Raw genomic sequence first — 21,477 nt, forward strand, 5'->3', positions numbered from 1 at the left:
ACTGAAAATAGCGACCTTGATGAACGGCAACCAATATAAATCCTGCTATCCATAGCCGGCTTTTGTACGCCTCATAATGGGCGATGAGACCCATTTCCGATTATCGCGCCCACTCCGTCCACGAAACAACAGCGCGGAGTTTTTCCAAGTGAATAAAAGCTATCAATCAATCTGGTGTGAAACGACGGCAACGTGGGTAGCGGCGCCCGAGACGTCGAAGGCGAAGACGAAGCGCGGTTCGTCGCGCAGGAAAGTCGTCGTGCAGGCAGTGCTGGCCGCGGCTGCGGTGTTGGGTGCGGCGAATGTAATGGCGGCGACGGGCGTCAATGCGATTGAGGCGGGAGTTGGCGCTAATGCAGCGGGAGACGGCTCGGTCGCAGTTGGTGTAAATGCGAAAGCCTTGCAGGTCAATGCTATTGCCGTGGGTGCAAATGCAATCGCTTCTGGCGGGAACTCCATGGCTCTCGGCATGGGCGCTATGGCAAGCGGCGACCTCTCGACCGCGATGGGCCTTGTCGCCACGGCATCCGGCGACGGCTCCACGGCCGTAGGAACGGCTTCAGTGGCTGCAGGTGTGCGCTCGGTGGCGACCGGGTTTTATTCGCAAGCCAACGGCAGGGACTCGGTTGCAGCCGGTACTGGAGCCGTCGCGGACAAAGATGGCAGTACCGCTCTAGGCAGCGCTGCGCAGGCAAATGCGACAGTGTCGACCGCGGTTGGCTACGGCGCAACCGCTGGGATGGCCGGCGCTGTCGCGCTGGGCGTGGCTGCCAGGGCGTCTGGGAACAATGCGTTCGCCGGCGGTCCGTTAGCAACGGCTGGGGGCGATAGCTCCACGGCCCTCGGCTACGCGGCAAGCACCAGCGCGCTCAATTCGGTTGCGCTCGGTTATGCAGCCGCGGCGTCGAAAAACAACGCGTTTGCAGGCGGTGCGTCAGCAATCGCAGCGGGAGATAACTCAACGGCGCTTGGCTATGCGGCAAGCAGCAGCGCATTGAATTCGGTTGCGCTCGGTTATGCAGCGACTGCGTCGAAAAACAACACGTTTGCAGGCGGTGCCTCAGCAATCGCAGCGGGAGATAACTCCACGGCACTCGGCTATGCGGCAAGCACCAGCGCATCGAATTCCGTTGCGCTCGGTTATGCAGCAAGCACGAGCGCTTCGAATTCGGTTGCGCTTGGGTATGCAGCGACCGCGTCCAGTAACAACGCGTTTGCCGGCGGACCGGCAGCAAACGCAGCGGGGGATAACTCCACGGCCTTGGGCTATGCCGCAAGCACCAGCGCCTTGAATTCTGTTGCACTTGGCTATGCAGCGACTGCGTCAAGCAACAACGCGTTTGCTGCCGGCGCCTCGGCAATGGCTACCGGCGATAACTCGACGGCCCTCGGCTATGCGGCAAGCACGAGCGCCTCGAATTCCGTTGCGCTCGGCTATGCAGCCACGGCGACCAGTAACAACGCGTTTGCCGGCGGTCCGTCAGCAATCGCAGCGGGCGACAACTCCACGGCCTTGGGCTATGCCGCAAGCACCAGCGCCTTGAATTCTGTTGCACTTGGCTATGCAGCGACTGCGTCAAGCAACAACACGTTTGCTGGCGGTGCTTCGGCAGCGGCAGCGGGCGATAACTCGACGGCCCTCGGCTATGCGGCAAGCACGAGCGCCTCGAATTCCGTTGCGCTCGGCTATGCAGCGACGGCGACCAGTAACAACGCGTTTGCCGGTGGTCCGTCAGCAATCGCAGCGGCCGACAACTCCACGGCCTTGGGCTATGCGGCAAGCACCAGCGCTCTGAATTCGGTTGCGCTCGGCTACGCAGCGACCGCGTCAAGCAACAACGCGTTTGCCGGCGGTCCGTCAGCAATCGCAGCAGGCGATAACTCGACAGCCCTCGGCTATGCGGCCTCGACAACGGGCTTGAATTCGGTTGCGATTGGCTATGGCGCTACTGCTTCGACCGACAACAGCGTTGCGCTGGGAGCTCAGTCAACGACGGGCGCGGATCTCACGAAGCTCGGCTATGTCCCCACAGGCGCCGATCCGGCAACGATCGCCGGTATGAGTGCAAAAGGCGAGGTATCGGTTGGCTCTCAAGATAACGAGCGCCGCCTGACGCACGTCGCGGCTGGTGCGGACGCTACCGATGCAGTCAACGTCAGCCAGTTGCAGGCAGCCACTGCAAGCGCCTCACGCTACTTCAAGGCCAACGGCAACGGCCTTAACGATGGCTTAGACGACGCCTCGGCTACCGGCGCGAACGCTGTCGCGATCGGCAGCTCCGCGCTGGCAACCGGCGAAGCAAGCTTCGCCGCCGGCACGAGCGCCCAGGCTCAAGGCAAATTCAGTACCGCCGTCGGCGGGTTCGCCAGCGCGACCAACGACGGCTCCACTGCCCTCGGCTACCAGGCGAACGCGGCAAGCGACAACGCCACGGCCGTCGGTTATCAGGCAAGCGCACTCGCGACGAACTCGGTGGCACTCGGCCAAGGCTCGCTCGCCGATCGCGCCAACACCGTGTCCGTTGGGTCTGCCGGCAACGAACGCCAGGTCACCAACGTCGCCGCCGGAACCGAGGCAACCGACGCCGTCAACGTGAGCCAGTTGCAAGCCGTCAGTACGAACGCCTCGCGCTACTTCAAGGCGAACGGCGCCAACGACGGCACAGACGACGCCTCGGCTACCGGCGCGAACGCTGTCGCGATCGGCAGCTCCGCGCTGGCAACCGGCGAAGCAAGCTTCGCCGCCGGCACGAGCGCCCAGGCTCAAGGTAAATTCAGTACCGCCGTGGGCGGCTTCGCCAGCGCGACCAACGACGGCTCCACTGCCCTCGGCTACCAGGCAAACGCGGCAAGCGACAACGCCACGGCCATCGGTTATCAGGCACGCGCGCTCGCACCGAACTCGGTCGCATTGGGCCAGGGCTCGCTCGCCGATCGCGCCAACACCGTCTCCGTTGGCTCTGCGGGCAACGAACGTCAGATCGCCAACGTCGCGGCCGGCAGCGCCGACACCGACGCCGTCAACGTCGCGCAGTTGAAAGCCGTAAGCGACCAGGGTGCCGCGACCGCCGCGAAGCTGGACGGCGCCGTGACGTACGACCGCAACGCCGACGGCAGCGTGAACAAAAGCAGCGTCACGCTCGGCGGCGAGTCCGCGAGCGGCGGCACGACCATCCACAACGTGGCCGATGGCATCGCCGCTTCCGACGCCGTGAATGTCGGGCAACTCGATGCAGCGATCAGCGGTGCCGTCAACAACGCCGTCGTCAATGCGGCGAACCCGTTCTTCAGCGGCGAAGGCAATCGCGACACCGAGGGCGCCATTTCATCGGGCGTGCACTCGGTCGCAGGCGGCGCCAACGCACAGGCCACTGGCACGAACGCGAGCGCAATCGGCGCGAATTCGGTGGCAAGCGGCAACAACGCGAGTGCAATCGGCGCGAACTCGGTCGCGAGCGGCAACAACTCGACGGCACTCGGTGCGGCCGCCGCAGCAAAGGCGGACAACTCGGTCGCGCTGGGCCAAGGCTCAGTCGCCAATCGGGCGAATACGGTATCGGTCGGCGCGGGCGGTCAGGAGCGGCAGATCACCAATGTCGCAGCCGGCGTGCAAGGTACGGACGCGGTCAACGTCAACCAGTTGCAGCAAAGCGTGAGCGGCGCGGTCGGCGAGGCGCACAACTACACCGACGACCAGATCCGCTCGGCCCGACGCGATTCGTATGGCGGCACGGCATCGGCGCTGGCAATGGCCGGTTTGCCCCAGGCTGTGCTGCCTGGCCACGGCATGGTCGCGATGGCCGGTGGCACGTATGGCGGCCAGTCGGCGCTGGCCATCGGCGTGTCGCAGTTGTCCGAGACCGGCAAGTGGGTCTACAAGCTGCAAGGCAGTACGGACTCGCGCGGGCAGTTCGGCGCGTCGCTGGGTGCAGGCATGCACTGGTGAAAAACGGGCGTCGTGGAACCGGAGCACGGCCGTCCGACACCCACGACGCCGGGTAAAGCAAACGTAGTGTGCAGGTAGCCCCAAGCCCAGCTCCGGCTTGGGCACGTTTGCGCGTGATGCGCTCCTACAAGGAAAGCATCACGCGCCTTTTTCAGCATCGAAGAAGACGTGAAAGCGAGAGAGTTCGCGTTGCAGCGGCCCCCGCCCCGCACATAAGAACGAGGCAAAAACGCAGTGGCGAGCCAAACTATCGCACTATCGCACTATCGCACTACAAGAAGACGCCTGCTCACAGCCACTCACGGCTCATGCGAACGACGGCACAAACCTCGCGCCCCGGAAAATCATCGCGCTCCGGAAACTCAAGAACCGCCGCCCTACCTCACCGCTGCATCGAATCCCAAACCTTATAAAGCCGCTTGACCGACACAGGCATCGGCGTGCGCAACTCCTGCGCGAACAGCGAAACGCGCAATTCCTCCAGCAGCCAGCGGAATTCGGCAAGACGCGCATCCAGCACGCCGCCGCGCTGCGCGACCGCGCGCTGATAGTTCTGCAACAACGGTTGGAATTCGGCGAACTGCCGTGCATCGCGCGCGGGGTCCGCTTTCAGCTTGTCGATCCGCAGCGCAATACCCTTCAGATAGCGCGGGAAATGCGTCAGTTGCGAATACGGCGTATCCACCACGAACCGCTTGCCGATTAGCGCGTCCAGTTGATGCTGGATATCGGCGTACGCCGCCGTGAACGACTTCGCCTGCACGAGCTTTTTCAGCACGCTCGCGTATTCGCCGAGAATCTGCCCGACCAGCCGCGCAATCTCCTGAGCCAGCAACGTGAGCCGGCTGCGCCCTTCATCGCGGCGCGTATGGAAGCTGACGTCGTCGTCCGGCAACGGATCTTGCAGGCACGCACGATCGAGCGCGGTGTCGATCAACTGATCGCGCAACTCTTCCTGCGTGCCGCGCGTCATGAACTGCATCGCCATTTCGCGCAAGCCCGGCAGATTTTTCTCGAGATACTTGATCGGTTCCTTCAACTGCAAAGCGAATAGCCGACGCAGACCCGCGCGATGAATCCGCGCCGCCTCATCGGGGGAATCGAACACTTCGACATCACAATGCGTGCCGCGATCCACTAAAGCCGGATAACCGAAAAGCGTCTGTCCGCCGCGGCGAATTTCGAGCAACTCGGGCAGCTTGCCGAAATTCCACGTCGTCAGGTTTTCGTACAACGCGGTGCCGCCGGCGCCTTGCGTCGCAGTCTGCGGCCCCGGCGGCGCTGCGCCCTTGCTGCGCGACGCCGCACCGGCCGGTGCAGGTGCCGCCGCCTGGCCGCGCGTGCCCGCAGCGTCTGCGAGCGCTGCGCCCGCCGCACTCGACGCAATCTTCTGGAAATGCTGCTGCGCCTGCCCGCCGAGTTCCGCGCGCAACTGCGACAGGTTGCGGCCCATCGCGAGTTGCCGCCCGTGTTCGTCGATAACCTTGAAGTTCATGAACAGATGCGGCGGCAAGGTTTCGAGCTTGAAATCCGCCTGCTTCAGCGCGACCTGCTTTTGCTCGCGTACATCGGCGATCAGCGCTTCGAGCAAGCCGCCTGCGGCAAAACGCGGCGCGGCATGCCGGTCGACGAAACCGGCCGCGTATTCCGGCAGCGGCACGCAGTGGCGCCGCAACTTCTGCGGCAATGACTTCAGCAGAAGATGCGTCTTCTCCTTCAGCATGCCGGGCACGAGCCACTCGCAGCGCCGCGCGTCGACCTGATTCAGCGCGAAAAGCGGCACGGCGAGCGTGACGCCGTCGCGCGGCGAACCCGGCTCGAAGTGATAGCTGAGCGCCATGTCGACGCCCGACATCGTCATCCGTTTCGGGAACAGATCGGTCGTCACGCCCGCGGCTTCGTGGCGCATCAGATCGTCGCGCGACAGATACAGCAGGCGCAGTTTGTCCTCCGCCTGGCCGCTCTTTTTCACCTCGTCGCGATACCAGCGCTCGAACGCCGCGCCGGTGTAAATGCCCTTCGGCAGCGCCTGATCGTAGAACGCGAAAATCAGCTCATCGTCGACGAGCACGTCCTGGCGACGCGACTTGTGTTCCAGTTGTTCGATGTCGGCGAGCAGCTTACGGTTGTGCGCGAAAAATCCGAGCTTCGTGTCGAATTCGCCTTCGACAAGCGCGCCGCGGATAAACAGCTCGCGCGCCCGCGCCGGGTCCTGCTTGCCGAAGCTCACGCGGCGCCGGTGATAGATCGGCAGCCCATACAAAACCGCGCGCTCGAACGCCGACACCTGCGCCGCGCGCTTCTCCCAATGCGGCTCGGACAGCGATTTCTTCAGCAGATGCGCGCCGATTTTCTCGATCCACTCAGGCTCGATCCTCGCGATGCAGCGCGCGTACAGACGGCTCGTCTCGACCAGTTCCGCGGCCATCACCCACTTGCCCGCCTTCTTCACGAGCGCCGAGCCCGGCCACAGATAAAACTTGATGCCGCGCGCGCCGAGGTAATACGGCTCGTCGTCGGCTTTCAGACCGATGTTGCCGAGCAGACCCGTCAACAGCGCAAGATGGATCTGCTCGAACGTCGCCTCGGCTTCGTTCAGACGCCAGCCGTGTTCGCGCACGACCGTCAGCAATTGCGAATGCACGTCGCGCCATTCCCGCAGACGCAATTGCGACAGAAAGTTCTTCCGGCATTCCTCGTGCAACTGCTTGTTCGACTTCTTGTGCGCGATGGCTTCGTCGAACCAGTTCCAGATTTTCAGCCACTGCAGGAATTCCGAGCGCTCGTCGGCAAAACGGCGATGCGCCTGGTCGGCCTGCTCCTGCGCCTCGATCGGACGGTCGCGCGGGTCCTGCACCGACAACGCGCTCGCAATGATCAGCACTTCCTTGAGCGACTGCTGATCGCGCGCGGCGAGAATCATCCGGCCGACGCGCGGGTCCAGCGGCAGACGCGCGAGTTCGCGGCCGAGCGGCGTGAGCTGATTGTCGTCGTCGACGGCGCCGAGTTCGTTCAGCAGTTGATAGCCGTCGGCGATCGCGCGGCCAGGCGGCGGTTCGATAAACGGAAACGTCTCGATCGCGGTCAGATGCAGCGACTTCATGCGCAGAATCACCGACGCCAGCGACGAGCGCAAAATCTCCGGATCGGTAAAGCGCACGCGGCTCTGATAATCGCTCTCGTCGTAAAGACGAATGCAGATGCCGTCGGCCACCCGCCCGCAACGCCCCGCCCGCTGATTCGCGGCGGCCTGCGAGATCGCCTCGACCTGCAACTGCTCGACCTTGTTCCGATACGAATAACGCTTCACGCGCGCGAGGCCCGTGTCGACCACGTAGCGAATGCCCGGCACCGTCAGCGAGGTTTCCGCGACGTTCGTCGCGAGCACGATGCGGCGCGCGTTCGAGGTGCGGAACACGCGCTCCTGCTCGGCGGCGGAAAGGCGCGCGAACAGCGGCAGGATTTCCGTATGCGGCGGATGGTGCTTGCGCAGCGCCTCGGCGGCGTCGCGAATTTCGCGCTCGCCCGGCAGGAAGACGAGCACGTCGCCGGGGCCTTCGCGGCACAGTTCGTCGACGGCGTCGACGATCGCTTCCATCAGATCGCGGTCGCGCTCCTTGCCGGATTCGCGCGGGCTTTTCGGCCGGTCGCCGCGCGACGCGCCAGACGTACCCGACGAGCCCGACGTGCCCTGCGCCGCCTTGATCGCCGGGCTTTCTTCCGCGACCGGACGGTAGCGCACTTCGACCGGATACAGCCGCCCGCTCACTTCGATCACCGGCGCGGGTTTCTCTTCGCTGCCGAAGTGGCGCGCAAAGCGGTCGGCGTCGATCGTCGCCGACGTCACGATCAGCTTCAGATCGGCACGCTTCGCCAGGATTTCCTTCAGGTAGCCGAGCAGGAAATCGATGTTCAGGCTGCGCTCATGCGCCTCGTCGATGATCAGCGTGTCGTACGCCTTCAGCAGCGGATCGGTCTGCGTCTCGGCGAGCAGAATGCCGTCCGTCATCAGCTTGACGGATGCACCCGGCGACAGATTGTCGGTGAAGCGCACCTTGTAGCCGACCACTTCGCCGAACGGCGTGCCGAGTTCCTCGGCGATGCGCCGGCCCGTCGCCGAAGCGGCGATGCGGCGCGGCTGCGTGTGGCCGATCAGGCCGGCGCCGCCCGCGCCGAGACCGCGCCCGAGCGCGAGGCAGATTTTCGGCAACTGCGTGGTCTTGCCCGACCCGGTCTCGCCGGACACGATCACCACCTGGTTTTCGGCGATGGCCTTCGCGATTTCATCGCGGCGGGCGGATACCGGCAGCGCTTCGGGGAAGGTGATCGGCGGAATCGGGTTCGGCTGGACAACACGCGGCTCGCGTGGCGGCCGCGGCGGACGGGCTTCCTGCGGCTGACGTGGCGCGCGCTGCTGCTGCGGCTCACGTGGCGGACGCGGCCCACGCGATTCTTGCGGCTGGCGTGGCGCACGCGGTTCACGTGCTTCACGCGGCTCGCCTGCTTCGCCAGACCCTCGCGATCCGCGAGACTCAGCATGCTCCGCTTGCTCGGCGCGACTTTTTTCCTTCGCGGACGCCTCAGCGCCAGACACGGCACTACGCGGCTCGCGCGCCTTGCGGGGCACGTCCGGCTTGCCGCGGTTCGCGTCCTGGTCGGCGCGGCGCTTGGCGTCGCCGGCCTTCGTTTGATCGGCGGCCGGCGCCGCATTCTCGTTCGCCGCGGCGGGACTTTTGGGTACATTCGACATGGGGGCGCATTATAATCCCGGGCATGAATTCCCAAACCGACCTCGTCCCCGCGCCCGCGAGCGTTCCGGCCCCCGACGGAGCAACGGAACAGCTTGCACAGCACGCGCAATTCGTCGACTGGATGCGCTCAGTCGCCCCTTATATCCACGCGTTCCGGAACAAGACGTTCGTCGTCGGTTTCGGCGGCGAAGTGGTGCATCAGGGGCTCCTGAATGCGCTCGTGTCGGACATCGCGCTATTGCAGGCGATGGGCATCCAGATCGTTCTGGTGCACGGCTCGCGTCCGCAAGTCGAGGAGCAGATGAGCCTGCACGGCGTCGAGTCGGAGTTTTCGCACGGCATGCGCATTACCGACGCGCGCGCGCTCGAATCCGCGAAAGAAGCGGCCGGCGAAGTGCGCCTGGACATCGAGGCGGCCATCAGCCAGGGCTTGCCGAATACGCCGATGGCGCATGCGCACATCAGCGTCGTGTCGGGCAACTTCGTGACCGCGCGGCCGGTCGGCATTCTGGACGGCGTGGACTTCGCGCACACCGGCGTGGTGCGCAAGATCGACGCCGATTCGATCCGTCATTCGCTCGCGAGCCGCAAGCTCGTGCTGCTGTCGCCGCTCGGTTTTTCGCCGACCGGCGAGGCCTTCAATCTCGCCATGGAAGACGTCGCCTCCGCGGCGGCCATCGCGTTGCGCGCGGACAAGATCGTGTTCCTCACCGAAACGCCCGGCCTCATGCAGGCAGGCGAAGACGGCACCGAACTGATCCGCGAACTGTCGCTCGACGACGCCTACAAGCTGCACGAAAGCGGCGAAGTCACCGGCGACGCGGGCTTCTATCTGAAGCACTCGATCCGTGCATGCCGCGGCGGCGTGGCGCGGGCGCACATCATCCCTTACGCGCTCGACGGCAGCCTGCTGCTCGAACTGTTCCTGCACGACGGCGTCGGCACAATGATCTCGTACGAGAATCTCGAAAGCCTGCGCGAAGCGACACCGGACGACGTCGGCGGCATTCTTGCGCTGATCGAGCCGCTCGAATCGGACGGCACGCTGGTGCGGCGCGGGCGGCATCAGATCGAACGCGACATCGACCATTTCTCGGTCATCGAGCACGATGGCGTGCTGTTCGGCTGCGCGGCGCTGTATCCGTACACGCACGAACGCATCGGCGAAATGGCGTGTCTGACGGTCGCGCCCGAAGCGCAAGGCACCGGCGACGGCGAGCGCCTGCTCAAGCGTATCGAGCAGCGCGCGCGTGCCCGTGGCCTCACGCGCATCTTCGTGCTCACCACGCGCACCGAACACTGGTTCCTCAAGCGCGGCTTCGTCAAGGTCACGGTCGACGACCTGCCCGAAGACCGTCGCCGGCTGTACAACTGGCAGCGCAAATCGCTCGTGCTGATGAAACAGCTCTGAGCGGTCGCCAGCAGCGACTGCCCGTTCAATCGAATTCACTAACCCCTTTTTCATGGGACCGGAGTAAGGGCTCAAGCACCCGACTCCCGTCGACACAGGAGAAGCACAGCATGACTCGTATGGTTCAATGCGCGAAGCTCGGCAAGGAAGCCGAAGGCCTCGATTTCCCGCCGCTGCCGGGCGAACTCGGCAAGCGGATCTACGAAAGCATTTCGAAGGAGGCGTGGCAAGCCTGGTTGAAGCAGCAAACCATGCTGATCAACGAGAATCGTCTGAATATGGCCGATCCGCGCGCGCGCCAGTATCTGATGAAGCAGACCGAAAAGTTCTTCTTCGGCGAAGGCGCGGATACAGCGCAGGGTTATGTGCCGCCGGCGAGCGAGTGAACGCGGGTTGAGCGCGGGTGAACGCTGAGCGCTGAGTTTCTCTATCAGCATCAGGGTCCTCTCGCAGCGGTAACCGCAGCGACGAAATCCGCGCCATCGTGCGCGGATTTTTTTCGCATTGGAACTCGCGCCGAAACCATCGGCGCGCCACCCCCAAAACTCCCCAAACGGTACATTTTCGAACCGTTTTAAGCCCCTTCTGGAGACCGCTGCGATCGCCGGAATCCCCCACCGGGCAAGGGATTGCGCGCCTGCGCCAAGGCTCCCGGCCAAAACCGGGTTTGCACGATCCTCTGTCATCGTGCTAACATGTGCATCGTTCCAACAGCAATTCACCTTCATTCGCGTTCTCTGACCTTGCGACACCAAGTGCTTGCACTGCGCGTGTCCATCGCGATGGAACAGTTTTTATACAAGAAGGCTTGTCGGTCGTATCGTCGTTTGACATTGCCCTGAAGCTGTCCTGAGGTCATCCCCAGAGGCAAACCAGGCGGCGAATAAAGCACCGGCCTTTTTCGTTTCAAGCCTTCCAGTGGCGTGCGGTCCGGCTTCAGCCACCCGCGTCCTCATGCGCTTGCCCCCTTCACGGCCAGGCAGGCGCAATAGTCAGCACAATCTAGACGAGTGTTTTTTCGCGACCAGGCTCGCGAGGCACGGGCGTTTGCTGCTTTTGCGGCCCTGGCTGCGCGTCGCGTTTCTTTTTACGCGCGCCCGCTCTTTCGCCGTCGCGGCGAAGAGGCCTTGCCCCGTTTGCGAAACTGCACTTTCCAGCAACCGTGGCGGAACGCATCATGAGTTTCGTCGCAGTCATCGGAGTTTTTACCTTGACCGCTTCCAGCAACGGCTTCTGGCGACACCACAAACAAGAACAACGCCTCTCTCTCGACGACATCACCGTCGTCGACAAGTCTCTCCTCAAGCGTGCCGTCGGCGCCATGGCGCTCGGCAACGCAATGGAATGGTTCGATTTCGGCGTCTACAGCTACATCGCTGTGACGCTCGGCAAAGTGTTCTTCCCGTCGTCGAGCCCGTCCGCCCAGTTGATCGCGACCTTCGGCACGTTCGCCGCGGCGTTCCTCGTGCGGCCCGTCGGCGGCATGGTGTTCGGTCCGCTCGGCGACCGCATCGGCCGTCAACGCGTGTTGGCAATGACCATGATCATGATGGCGCTCGGCACCTTCGCGATCGGGCTGATTCCGAGCTACGGGTCGATCGGCATTCTCGCGCCGGCCTTGCTGCTCGTCGCGCGTCTCGTGCAAGGCTTTTCGACGGGCGGCGAATACGGCGGCGCAGCGACCTTCATCGCCGAATTTTCGACGGACAAGCGCCGCGGCTTCATGGGCAGCTTCCTCGAGTTCGGCACGCTGATCGGCTACGTGCTCGGCGCGGGCACGGTCGCCGTTCTGACGGCTACGCTGTCGAACGAGGCGCTGCTGTCGTGGGGCTGGCGTGTGCCGTTCCTGATCGCCGGTCCGCTCGGGCTCGTGGGTCTTTACATCCGCATGAAGCTCGAGGAAACGCCCGCGTTCAAGAAGCAGGCCGAGCAACGCGAAGCCGAAGACAAGGCGCTGCCGAAGCAGTCGCTGGGCAATCTGCTCGTGCAGCAATGGAAGCCGCTGCTGTTGTGCGTCGGCCTCGTGCTGATCTTCAACGTCACCGACTACATGGCGCTCTCGTATCTGCCGAGCTATCTGTCGGCCACGCTGCACTTCAACGAGTCGCACGGTCTCTTCATCGTGCTGCTCGTGATGGTGCTGATGATGCCGGCGACGCTCGCAGCCGGCCGTCTGTCGGATGCGATCGGCCGCAAGCCGGTGATGCTGTTCGGCTGCGTGGGTCTCTTCGCGCTGTCGATTCCGGCGCTGCTGCTGATCCGCATGGGCACGCTGCTGCCGGTGTTCAGCGGGCTGATGATTCTCGGCGTGCTGCTGTCGTGCTTTACGGGCGTGATGCCGTCGGCGCTGCCGGCGCTGTTCCCGACGAAGATCCGTTATGGCGCGCTCGCCATCGGCTTCAATGTTTCGGTGTCGCTGTTCGGCGGTACGACGCCGCTCGTGACCGCATGGCTCGTCGACCGCACCGGCAATCTGATGATGCCCGCGTACTACCTGATGGGCGCGTCGCTGATCGGCATCGTGTCGGTTGTCGCGCTGCGCGAAACGGCACGCAAGCCGCTGCTCGGCTCGGGCCCGTGCGTGGCGACGCGCGCGGAAGCGCACGCCGTGCTGCGCGGCGAACGCGAAGCGGAAGAGATGGACGAAGGCTACGCCGCGACCGCTACGGCGCGTGCGTGATTTAAGGGCGAACTGCGGCGCTTGTTGAGAGCATCGCAAGTAGTGCAAGTAGTACAGGACGGGCCGGCATTTTGCCGGCCCGTTTTCATTTCAGCAGCGGATCGACGCGTGCCTCGGCCCGCGCGCCTTCGATCGTGAGGATGCCGGCCGAAACCGGCAGCCTGAAGCGCCGCGGGCCTGCGCTGCCGGGATTGACGAACAGCACGCCGTCGCGCTCGCTGATCGACGGCTTGTGAGAGTGTCCGGTCACCACCACGCCGATACCTTCTTTACGCGGATCGGCCGGCACGTCGGCGATATCGTGCACGACGAGGATCGTGACCTGCTGCACGGCGAGCGTCGCATGCGTCGGCAGCGATGCGGCCCACTCGCCTACGTCGTTATTGCCGCGCACCACGGTGAGCGGTGCGATTTGCGCGAGCGCGTCAAGCACCGCTTCGTTGCAGATGTCGCCCGCGTGGATGATCGCGTCGCAACCCGCGAGATACGCGAGCGCTTCGGGCCGCACGAGGTTATGCGTGTCGGAGATGAGCCCGATGCGGGCTGGCGGCGGATGGGGTGTGGCTGAAGTCATGACAACAGTATCCGTGAAGCTCGGGCTTGTTCGCAAACCGCAAACGATGCGCGCGCAGACGGCGACTCGCCAGCGCCAGCGCCCGCGCAATCAATCCACTGGCTGCCGCAACGAAGCTTCACGCGACACCTCTTGCGCGGGCCGCCTCGCATCCAGCATGCGCCGCGTCGCGCCGTGCACGACGATGCACACCGCCGACGCACACGCGAAGCTCAACCACACGCCATAGCGCGGCAGCAGCACCGCGGTCACAGCGAAGAATGCGGCGAACGAGCCGCGCCCGACCACCATGCCGCGCATCAGCAACGCGACAAAATCGGGTCCATGCTCGCGCTGCGCCGACACGGCGAGCACCATCCCAAGCAACGGAAACACGGAAAGCAAGCCGCTCCACGTCGCGCCCATCGACGCTGCAAGGCTCGTCACCGCAAGCGTCAACAGCGCGCCCGCGACCATGCGCAGTACGAGCTCGCCGAAGCCGGCGCGCGTGGCCGGCACCTGCCCCGTCGCGCGCGGCAAGCCGCATTGCGAAACCGCGACCGCCACGCAAGCCACGGCGACTGCCCACGCGAGCGACGCGGGCAGTCGCGTCAACAACATCGCCGCCACGAACCACCCGCTCATGCCCGCGACCAACGCAAGCGGCCACGAGAAACGGCGGCAACTCCACGCATACGCAAAGTTGAAGGCTTCCGACGCGGCGATCGCCGCAATCGACGCCACCGACGCCTGCGCCGCGAACGACGGCCCTCGCGCGAGCGCAAGCAGCAGCACGATCGGTCCGGCGACGACCGGCAGGCCCGCGAGCCAGCCCGCCACCGACGGCCCCCACAAGCGCGCCGCCATCGTCAGCGCGGCGAGGAACGCCGGCACGAGCGCAAGCTTGAGCGCCAGCACGCTCAACCTTCCAGCACGTGCTCAATCCGCCGATCCGGCACGAGCCACCACGCAGCAGCGAGCGTATAAAGCGCCGCCGAAATCAACGGCTCAACGAACGCCGTCACGATGCCCGCCAGATAGATCGCGACCGACACCCTGCCCTTGAAGTCGTTGCCGACCGCCTTCGCAAGCGCCGAGTCGAGGCCGTGCTGACGGATGAGCAAGCGCGTCAGAATGAAATAGGCGATCGCCGACATGAACAGCACGACGCCGTATAGCGCGGTCGGCCACGAAGCCAGATGGTTCTCGCCGACCCAATGCGTGACCGCGGGCAGCAGCGACAGCCAGAACAGCAGATGCAGATTGGCCCACAGCACGCCGCCGCTGACCTTCGTCACGGCATGGAACAGATGGTGATGATTGTTCCAGTAGATGCCGACGTAAATGAAGCTCAGCACATAGGCGCAGAACACCGGCAGGAGCGGCCGCAGCGCGGCGAGGTCGAAGCCGTCCGGTACTTTGATTTCCAGCACCATGATCGTGATGATGATGGCGATCACGCCATCGCTGAAGGCTTCGACGCGTCCCTTGCCCATCGGCGGTTCCTCGAGTGAATGCGGGTTAAATGCGGGTTGAATGCGGGTCCAATGCAGGCTGAATGCGGACCGCGCATACATCGCACGCACGGCCCGCGCCGCTCGCGATTATCCGCGATGCCGCAACGCGTTGTCGATCCACGTCTTGCGATCGGCCTCTTGCAATCCGCCTCTTTCGAGCCGAGCTATTTCAAAGGCTTCAGACCGTCGAGCAGCGTAGGGATCAATTCGCTGATGGTCGGATGGATATGCATCGCGTATTGCAAGGTCGGATACGGCGCGCCCGCCGTCATGATGTCGATGAACGTATGGATCGCCTCGTCGCCTTCTATGCCGTGGATCGCCGCGCCGAGAATCTGCTTGCTGCGCGCATCGACGAGCACCTTCATGAAGCCGTCGGTTTCGCCGCGTTCGCGCGCGCGGCCGACGCGCGACATCGGCATCGTCGCGATCAGCGCGTCGCGGCCGCTCTTGCGCACGTCGTCCTCGGAAAGCCCGACGCGCGCAAGCGGCGGATCGACGAATACCGCATACGCCATGATGCGCGTGTCGACCGTGCGCGCGCCGCCGTCGAGTAGATTGGCCGCGACGATCTGGTAGTCGTCGTAGGACGTATGCGTGAACGCGCCGCGTCCGTTGATGTCGCCGATCGCCCACACGCCCGGCACGTTGGTGCGCAGTTGGCCGTCGACGGGAATCGTGCCGTGCCGGTCGGTCTCGATGCCGGCGGCGGCCAAGCCGAGGTCGTCGGTATTCGGTTCGCGGCCGGTCGCGAACAGCAGATGCGACGCCTCGAGCGCCGGCACGTTCTGCTCGAAGCCGATACACACTTCATTCTCGCGATGCGGATGCGGCTCGACGCGCGAAGGCTGCACGCCGAAGCGGAACTCAACGCCTTCGCGAGCCAGCACCTGCTGCACGGACTCGGCAAGATCGGCGTCCTCACGCGTGAGCACCCGCTCGCCGCGCACCAGCACGATCACTTCGCTGCCGAAGCGGCGAAACACCTGCGCGAATTCGAGCGCGATATAACTGCCGCCGACGATCACGAGCCGGCTCGGCAACTCGGTAAGCTCGAGCAGACTGGAGTTGGTGTAATAGCGGATTCGCTCGATGCCTTCGAGCCGCGGCACCACAGCGCGCGTGCCGGTATTGAGGAAAATTTCGTCGGCGCTGATTTCATGCAGCAGCGCGCCGTCCGGTCCGCTGACGGAAACCGTATGCGCGCCCGTGAAGCGCGCATGGCCGTTGAAGACCGTCACATTCTCGGTGCCGCGCAGCCATTGTTCGACGCCGTCGCGCGACTGCCCGATGATCTTGTCCTTGCGCGCCTTCACCGCCGACAGATCGACGTTGACCGAACCGCTCACCAGCACGCCGAGCCGCGCCGCGTGGCGCGCGACGTGGGCCGCGCGTGCGCTCGCCACATAAGCCTTGGTCGGCGTGCAGCCGACGTTCACGCACGTCCCGCCGAACGCCGCGCGTTCGATGACCGCCGTGCGCCGGCCGCTTTCGGCAAGACGCACGGCGAGCGGCGGGCCGCCTTGTCCGGTGCCGATCACAACTGCGTCGAAGTGCTGTGCCATGACGACTCTCCTTGCGGCTCGCGTGCGGGTCGTTGCATCTTACGCCCAGTCGCCGCCGCGCTCATGTCACAGCTCATGTCACCGCTCACGTCACCGCTCACGTCACCGCGCTTGTCACCTCTCACGTCGCCGCATACGCATCCGCCAACGCCCGCGCATAAGCGCTCGCGCCGACCGGCCGGCTGTACAGATAGCCCTGCTGCTTGTCGCAATCGATCGAGCGCAGAAACGCCGCCTGCTCGGGCGTTTCCACGCCTTCCGCGGTGACGTTCATGCCGAGCGAATGCGCCATCGCCACCACCGCCTGGGTGATCGCGATCGAATCGCGATGATCCGGCAAGCCCGCGACGAACGACCGGTCGATCTTCAGGTTATGCAGCGGAAAGCGCTTCAGATACGACAGCGACGAATAGCCGGTGCCGAAGTCGTCGACGGAAATACGCACGCCCGTCGCGCTCAGTGTCTGCAACATCGGCAGCACGGTGTCGCTGTCGCTCATCAGAAGCCGCTCGGTGATTTCGAGTTCGAGCGCCGCCGGGTCGAGCCCGGACTGGTCGAGACAGCGCCTGATCCGCTCGACGAGGCCGTCGTTGAACTGGCGCGGCGACAGGTTCACCGCGACGATCAGGTCGGGCGCGAGCGTGCGCCGCCAGCGCGCGGCCTGCTCGCACGCGTGCGCGAGCACCCATTCGCCGATCTCGGCGATCAGGCCCGCGTCTTCCGCGACTGGAATGAACTCGGCAGGCGACACGTTGCCGAGCTCGCTGTTGTACCAGCGCAGGAGCGCCTCGGCGCCGATGGTGCGGCCCGCGTGGCTATCGACGATCGGCTGATACACGAGGCTCAGTTCGCCGCCGGCGAGCGCGCGCCGCAGCGACTGCTCGATCACAAAGCGGCGCTGCAGTTGCTGATTGAGCTCGGCGGTGAAGAACTGGAAATTGTTGCGGCCGCGCTGCTTCGCGTGATACATGGCCGAGTCGGCGTTGCGCATCAGCGTCGGCGCATCCTGGCCGTCTTCGGGAAAGCGGCTGATGCCAATCGACGCGCCCAGGTAGTACTCGTTGTCCGCCACCGCGAACGGCACCGCGATTTCGTCGAGGATATGACGGGCGAGCGCGATCAGCCGGTCGCTGCAATCGCTCGCGCCGACCACGATCACGAACTCGTCGCCGCCCACGCGCGCGAGCGTGTCGTCGGGGCCGACGCAGCCGGCGAGCCGCTGCGCGACGCTCTTCAGCAACGCGTCGCCGGCCTCGTGACCGGCCGTGTCGTTGACCTTCTTGAAACCGTCGAGATCGACGAACAGCACCGCGACGTTCGCGAATTCGCCGCTGCCGTTCGGCGCACCAGGCGCGAACAGGCTGTTCATCCGCTCGGTCAGATACGCGCGGTTGTAGAGGCCGGTGAGCGAATCGCGGGTCGCGAGGAATTTGAGCTGGCGCTGCGCCTCGCGCACGGGGCCAATATCGGTGAAGGAAATCAGCACGGAGTCGGGCTTGCTTTGGCCCGGCTTCAGGATCGGCACCACGTTTTCGGTGATCCAGATGACTTCGCCGCTCACCAGTTCGACGGCGAGCGTGACGCCGAGCATCGGCTTGCCGGTCGCGAGCACCTGGCTGGTGGGCCGCTCATCTTCCTTCACGGGCGAGCCGTCCTCGTGAAAGCCGCGCACCATCACCGTGCGAATGCTGCGCCCGACGATTTGCGGCCCGGTGCGCAGCATGCGCTGCGCGCTCGGATTGCAGGCGAGCACGACGCCTTCGCGCGACTGCACGACGATGCCTTCGATCAGATGATCGACGACGAGCCGATGATGCTCCTCGCTGTTCGCGAGACGTTGCGCCATCGCGTCCTGATGCACGGCGAGCCCGACGCTGCGGCCGATGTCGCGCAGCATCGTCTCTTCCTGAGCGGTCGGCCGGCGCGGCTCGCGATGATAGACGGCGAACGCGCCGAGCACGGCGCCCGCGTCGTTTTCGAACGGCACCGACCAGCACGCGCGCAGGCCGAGCGGCAACGCGAGCGCGCGGAAGTCCGCCCACAGCGGGTCCGTCTCGATGTCCTCGACGACCACGAGCCGCCGCTCGTACATGGCCGTGCCGCACGAGCCCGCGCACGGGCCGATCGCCACACCGTCGATTGCCGCGCTGAAGTGCGCGGGCAGCGACGGCGCGCCGCCCATGCGCACATGCAGGCCGTCTTCGTCGAGCAACAGGATCGAGCATGCCGCGCCCGAACCGAGCAGCGCTTCCGCGCGGTGACACACCTCGTCCAGTAATTCCGGCAACGGCGTATTGCGGGTGATGAGCCGCAATACGCTGCGCTCCGACGCCAGCACCTCTTCGGCCAGATCCGGCCGGTATCGGCAACTATCGGGCGTCGCTCCTGCCTCCATGCGTGATGTCGCTTCGCGGTTCATATATGCGCCCCCCTACCCAACATCGGCAAGATTGTGTAAGCAGCGCACCAGGGTATACCCGTCGAATGCACAGGATTCCCGCAGGCGGCGCTTCGATTTGCCGTGCCTTCCACTATCGCGGCGCCGCACGCGTCGCGCAAGGCAATATCTGGTAATCACTTGCGCTAACCGCTGCTTTTTCCGGCGTCCGCATGACGCGCGATCGGACGATCATCCGTTGCATGAGAAACCCTGCATCGCGTGAACCGTCATGAAAATCGTCCGCCCTCTTCTGATCGCCGCGCTGCTGATCGCGCATCCGTCCGCTCAAGCCGCGAGCTTCGATTGCAGCAAGGGACGCTCGCTCGCCGAAAAGATCATCTGCAACGATCCCGCGCTGTCGCGCCTCGACGATACGTTGGGCCGACTCTACTGGAAAGCGCGGCGCACGGTGAGCGACCGGCGCGGCTTCATCGCCGACAGCGACAGCAAGTGGGCGTGGCGCGAGGCGAATTGCCGCGACGCCGCGTGTTTGGGGACGTGGTACGCGGCGCGTATCGGCGAGTTGGAGCAGGTGATTGCGGGCGTGCGGATGGGTGCTTCGAGCGTCGATCCCACGATGCTTCAATGCACGGCCGCGCATCCCGGCATCGTGATCGGCGAGCAGTGCGCGAGCGTCATCAAGCAGAACGGCAGCCAGTGGAACCACCAGACGCCGCATGGCGGCGACTGGTTCTGCGGCGTCGCGATGTTGGGACGAACGTAGTCACGCGCTGCGCCGTGCGTCGCTTCAGTGAAGGCTCGGCGGCGTGTCTGGATCAGGCGCGGCATCTTCCGCCGCTCCGCTCTCGCCGAACAGCTCCGCGCACAACTCGCGGCCGGTCTCCGTAAGACGCGCAGTGCCGGCGCCCTCCTCATCGAACATCGTCTCCACGAGGCCGCTGTCAACGAGCGCCGTCAACTGCCGCCGCAGCGCGCTCATCGGCACGTTTGCCTGCTTCGACAGCCTCGCGAGCGACCACGAGCCGCCCGGCGTCTGCCGCGCGGGCCGTTCACTTTGCGCGCGCCAAAGCTGCGCGAGCACGGCGAGCAGCACCGGATCGATTCCCTCTTCGTCCATTCATGTCTCCTTGTGTTTTATCCGCCGGCCGCCTTGCTTTTCGTGCGAGCGATGCCGGCGCTTCACGTCATCTGCGTGATCAGTTCGCCGAGTGTCTTTAACGCCGCCTCGCTGTCAGCCGTCCACGGATAGCTGTAGTTGAGCCGGATGAAATGGCGAAAATCGTTGCGCGTCGAAAACATCATGCCGGGCCCGACCGTGATGCCGCGCGCGAGCGCCGCCCGATACAGCTTCATCGAATCGACGCGCTCGGGCAACTCCACCCACAGCACATAGCCGCCCTGCGGCGCGGAGATGCGCGTGCCCGCCGGAAAGAACCGCTGCACCATCGCGCTCATGATGCTCGCCTGCTGCCGATAAACCTTGCGAACGTGACGCAGATGCCGGTCGTAGCCGTCCTGCCGCAAATAATCGGCGACGGCGACCTGCGGCACCGAAGGCGTCGTCAGCGTATTCAGAAACTTGAGCTTCTCGACCTGCGCGCGATAACGGCCCGGCAGCGCCCAGCCTATCCGGTACGACGCCGTCAGGCTTTTAGAGAACGACGCGCAATGCAGCACGAGCCCCTGCGTGTCGAAGCTCTTCAATGTGGACGGCCGCGACTCGCCGAAATACAGCTCCTGATACACATCGTTTTCGATGACCGGAATCTGGTGCGCGGCGAGCAGTTCGACGAGTTGCCGCTTGCGCGCGTCCGGCATCTGAAAACCGAGCGGATTCTGGAAGTTCGGCATCACCATGCAGGCGGCGATCTTCTGTCTCGCGATCACCTGCGCGAGCGCGTCGATGTCGATGCCGTCGACGGGATGCGTCGCCACCTCGATCGCGCGCATGCCCATCCGCTCGATGGCGTGCAGCATCGCGTAGTAAGTCGGCGATTCGACGGCCACCGTGTCGCCCGGTTTGGCGATCGCCTGCAGGCTGAGGTTGATTGCCTCGGTGGCGCCGAGCGTGATGACGATCTCGCCGGGATCGACGGGCATGCCGTTCTCGGCATAACGGCGCGCAATCTGCCGGATCAGTTCGGGGTTGCCGGGCGGCAGATCGTCGATCAGATTCCAGCTCGCCTGACGGCGCGCAATCGCGTTCGCATACTGATTGATGCGCCGCCACGGAAACAGCGACGGGTCGGGATATGGCGAGCCGAACGGCACGGCGTCGTGCGCGCGGATGCTGCGCAGCGTGGAAAGCACGAGACGGCTCACGTCGACTTCGGCGGCAACCGGCGCGACAGGCGGCGCGGCTTTGCTGTCCGCGCGCCGCGTTTCGGGCCGGAACGCATTCAGCGCCGCTTCGCGCACGAAATAACCGGACTGCGGACGCGTTTCGACGATGCCCCGGCTTTCCAGCAACGCATACGCATGCAGCACCGTCTTGATGCTCACGCCATGCTGCTGGCTCGCCTGCCGCACGGACGGAATCCGCTCTCCCGCCGCGAATACGCCGCGGCGCACGGACTGGGTGATTTCGTCGGCGAGCTTTTCGTAGAGTTTCAAGGACGTGGCTCAAGGAAAACGGATATCTCGCGCGCCAGTC

The 21,477-nt window shown here is 64.9% G+C and carries 13 protein-coding genes and 1 pseudogene; 6 read left to right on the top strand and 8 right to left on the bottom strand.

All coding sequences use genetic code 11. The annotated features are described in order from the left end of the window. Window positions 1–76: 76 nt before the first annotated feature. Together ABIE53_RS13805 and ABIE53_RS13810 are read left to right on the top strand one after the other, a co-directional pair. Window positions 77–859 (top strand): annotated as a pseudogene (locus tag ABIE53_RS13805) (ESPR-type extended signal peptide-containing protein); the annotation flags it as partial. A 207-nt stretch (window positions 860–1,066) separates the two neighbouring features. Next, on the top strand, window positions 1,067–3,946 hold the full coding sequence (locus ABIE53_RS13810) for a YadA-like family protein (RefSeq protein ID WP_374710192.1): 2,880 nt from the start codon (window positions 1,067–1,069) through the stop codon (window positions 3,944–3,946). Between the two features lie 382 nt (window positions 3,947–4,328). Here ABIE53_RS13810 and hrpA read toward each other — a convergent pair whose 3' ends face one another. Beyond that, window positions 4,329–8,696, bottom strand: a complete 4,368-nt coding sequence (hrpA, locus tag ABIE53_RS13815) for an ATP-dependent RNA helicase HrpA (RefSeq protein ID WP_114156252.1) — start codon at window positions 8,694–8,696, stop codon at window positions 4,329–4,331. Window positions 8,697–8,719: 23 nt separating this feature from the next. On the opposite strand from hrpA, the gene argA reads away from it, so the two are divergent. The 3 genes from argA to proP all read left to right on the top strand — a co-directional run bounded on the left by argA (window position 8,720) and on the right by proP (window position 12,788). After that, a complete protein-coding gene (argA, locus tag ABIE53_RS13820) occupies window positions 8,720–10,108 on the top strand; it encodes an amino-acid N-acetyltransferase (protein WP_114156253.1) in 1,389 nt (462 codons plus the stop codon). A 110-nt stretch (window positions 10,109–10,218) separates the two neighbouring features. Next, complete coding sequence (locus tag ABIE53_RS13825; RefSeq protein WP_006051234.1) at window positions 10,219–10,494, top strand: oxidative damage protection protein; 276 nt, start codon at window positions 10,219–10,221, stop codon at window positions 10,492–10,494. A 791-nt stretch (window positions 10,495–11,285) separates the two neighbouring features. Then, a complete protein-coding gene (gene proP, locus ABIE53_RS13830; protein ID WP_029967528.1) occupies window positions 11,286–12,788 on the top strand; it encodes a glycine betaine/L-proline transporter ProP in 1,503 nt (500 codons plus the stop codon). 85 nt (window positions 12,789–12,873) lie between these two features. Here proP and ABIE53_RS13835 read toward each other — a convergent pair whose 3' ends face one another. The 5 genes from ABIE53_RS13835 to ABIE53_RS13855 all read right to left on the bottom strand — a co-directional run bounded on the left by ABIE53_RS13835 (window position 12,874) and on the right by ABIE53_RS13855 (window position 18,842). Next, window positions 12,874–13,362, bottom strand: coding sequence for a metallophosphoesterase family protein (locus ABIE53_RS13835; protein WP_114156254.1), 489 nt, complete (start codon window positions 13,360–13,362; stop codon window positions 12,874–12,876). Between the two features lie 90 nt (window positions 13,363–13,452). Then, the gene (locus tag ABIE53_RS13840) at window positions 13,453–14,259 is read right to left on the bottom strand and encodes a hypothetical protein (RefSeq protein WP_029967530.1); all 807 of its coding nucleotides are present in this window, start codon (window positions 14,257–14,259) and stop codon (window positions 13,453–13,455) included. Window positions 14,260–14,261: 2 nt separating this feature from the next. Next, window positions 14,262–14,837, bottom strand: coding sequence for a TMEM175 family protein (locus tag ABIE53_RS13845; protein ID WP_029967532.1), 576 nt, complete (start codon window positions 14,835–14,837; stop codon window positions 14,262–14,264). Between the two features lie 185 nt (window positions 14,838–15,022). Continuing rightward, window positions 15,023–16,423, bottom strand: a complete 1,401-nt coding sequence (locus ABIE53_RS13850; protein ID WP_006051229.1) for an FAD-containing oxidoreductase — start codon at window positions 16,421–16,423, stop codon at window positions 15,023–15,025. A 121-nt stretch (window positions 16,424–16,544) separates the two neighbouring features. Continuing rightward, window positions 16,545–18,842, bottom strand: a complete 2,298-nt coding sequence (locus ABIE53_RS13855; protein ID WP_006051228.1) for a putative bifunctional diguanylate cyclase/phosphodiesterase — start codon at window positions 18,840–18,842, stop codon at window positions 16,545–16,547. 250 nt (window positions 18,843–19,092) lie between these two features. Here ABIE53_RS13855 and ABIE53_RS13860 point away from each other — a divergent pair, with 250 nt between their 5' ends. After that, complete coding sequence (locus ABIE53_RS13860; protein ID WP_053858458.1) at window positions 19,093–19,587, top strand: lysozyme inhibitor LprI family protein; 495 nt, start codon at window positions 19,093–19,095, stop codon at window positions 19,585–19,587. A gap of 24 nt (window positions 19,588–19,611) precedes the next feature. On the opposite strand, the gene ABIE53_RS13865 is transcribed toward ABIE53_RS13860, so the two are convergent. Both ABIE53_RS13865 and ABIE53_RS13870 read right to left on the bottom strand, forming a co-directional pair. After that, window positions 19,612–19,941 carry a helix-turn-helix domain-containing protein gene (locus tag ABIE53_RS13865; RefSeq protein WP_006051226.1) on the bottom strand — a complete coding sequence of 110 codons (330 nt, stop codon included), beginning with the start codon at window positions 19,939–19,941 and terminating at the stop codon, window positions 19,612–19,614. A gap of 62 nt (window positions 19,942–20,003) precedes the next feature. Beyond that, window positions 20,004–21,437: an aminotransferase-like domain-containing protein gene (locus ABIE53_RS13870; RefSeq protein ID WP_053858460.1), complete on the bottom strand. Its 1,434-nt coding sequence runs from the start codon at window positions 21,435–21,437 to the stop codon at window positions 20,004–20,006. Window positions 21,438–21,477 lie beyond the last annotated feature (40 nt).

It is taken from the genome of Paraburkholderia sp. OAS925, assembly GCF_040543975.1.
Taxonomy (GTDB): domain Bacteria; phylum Pseudomonadota; class Gammaproteobacteria; order Burkholderiales; family Burkholderiaceae; genus Paraburkholderia; species Paraburkholderia graminis.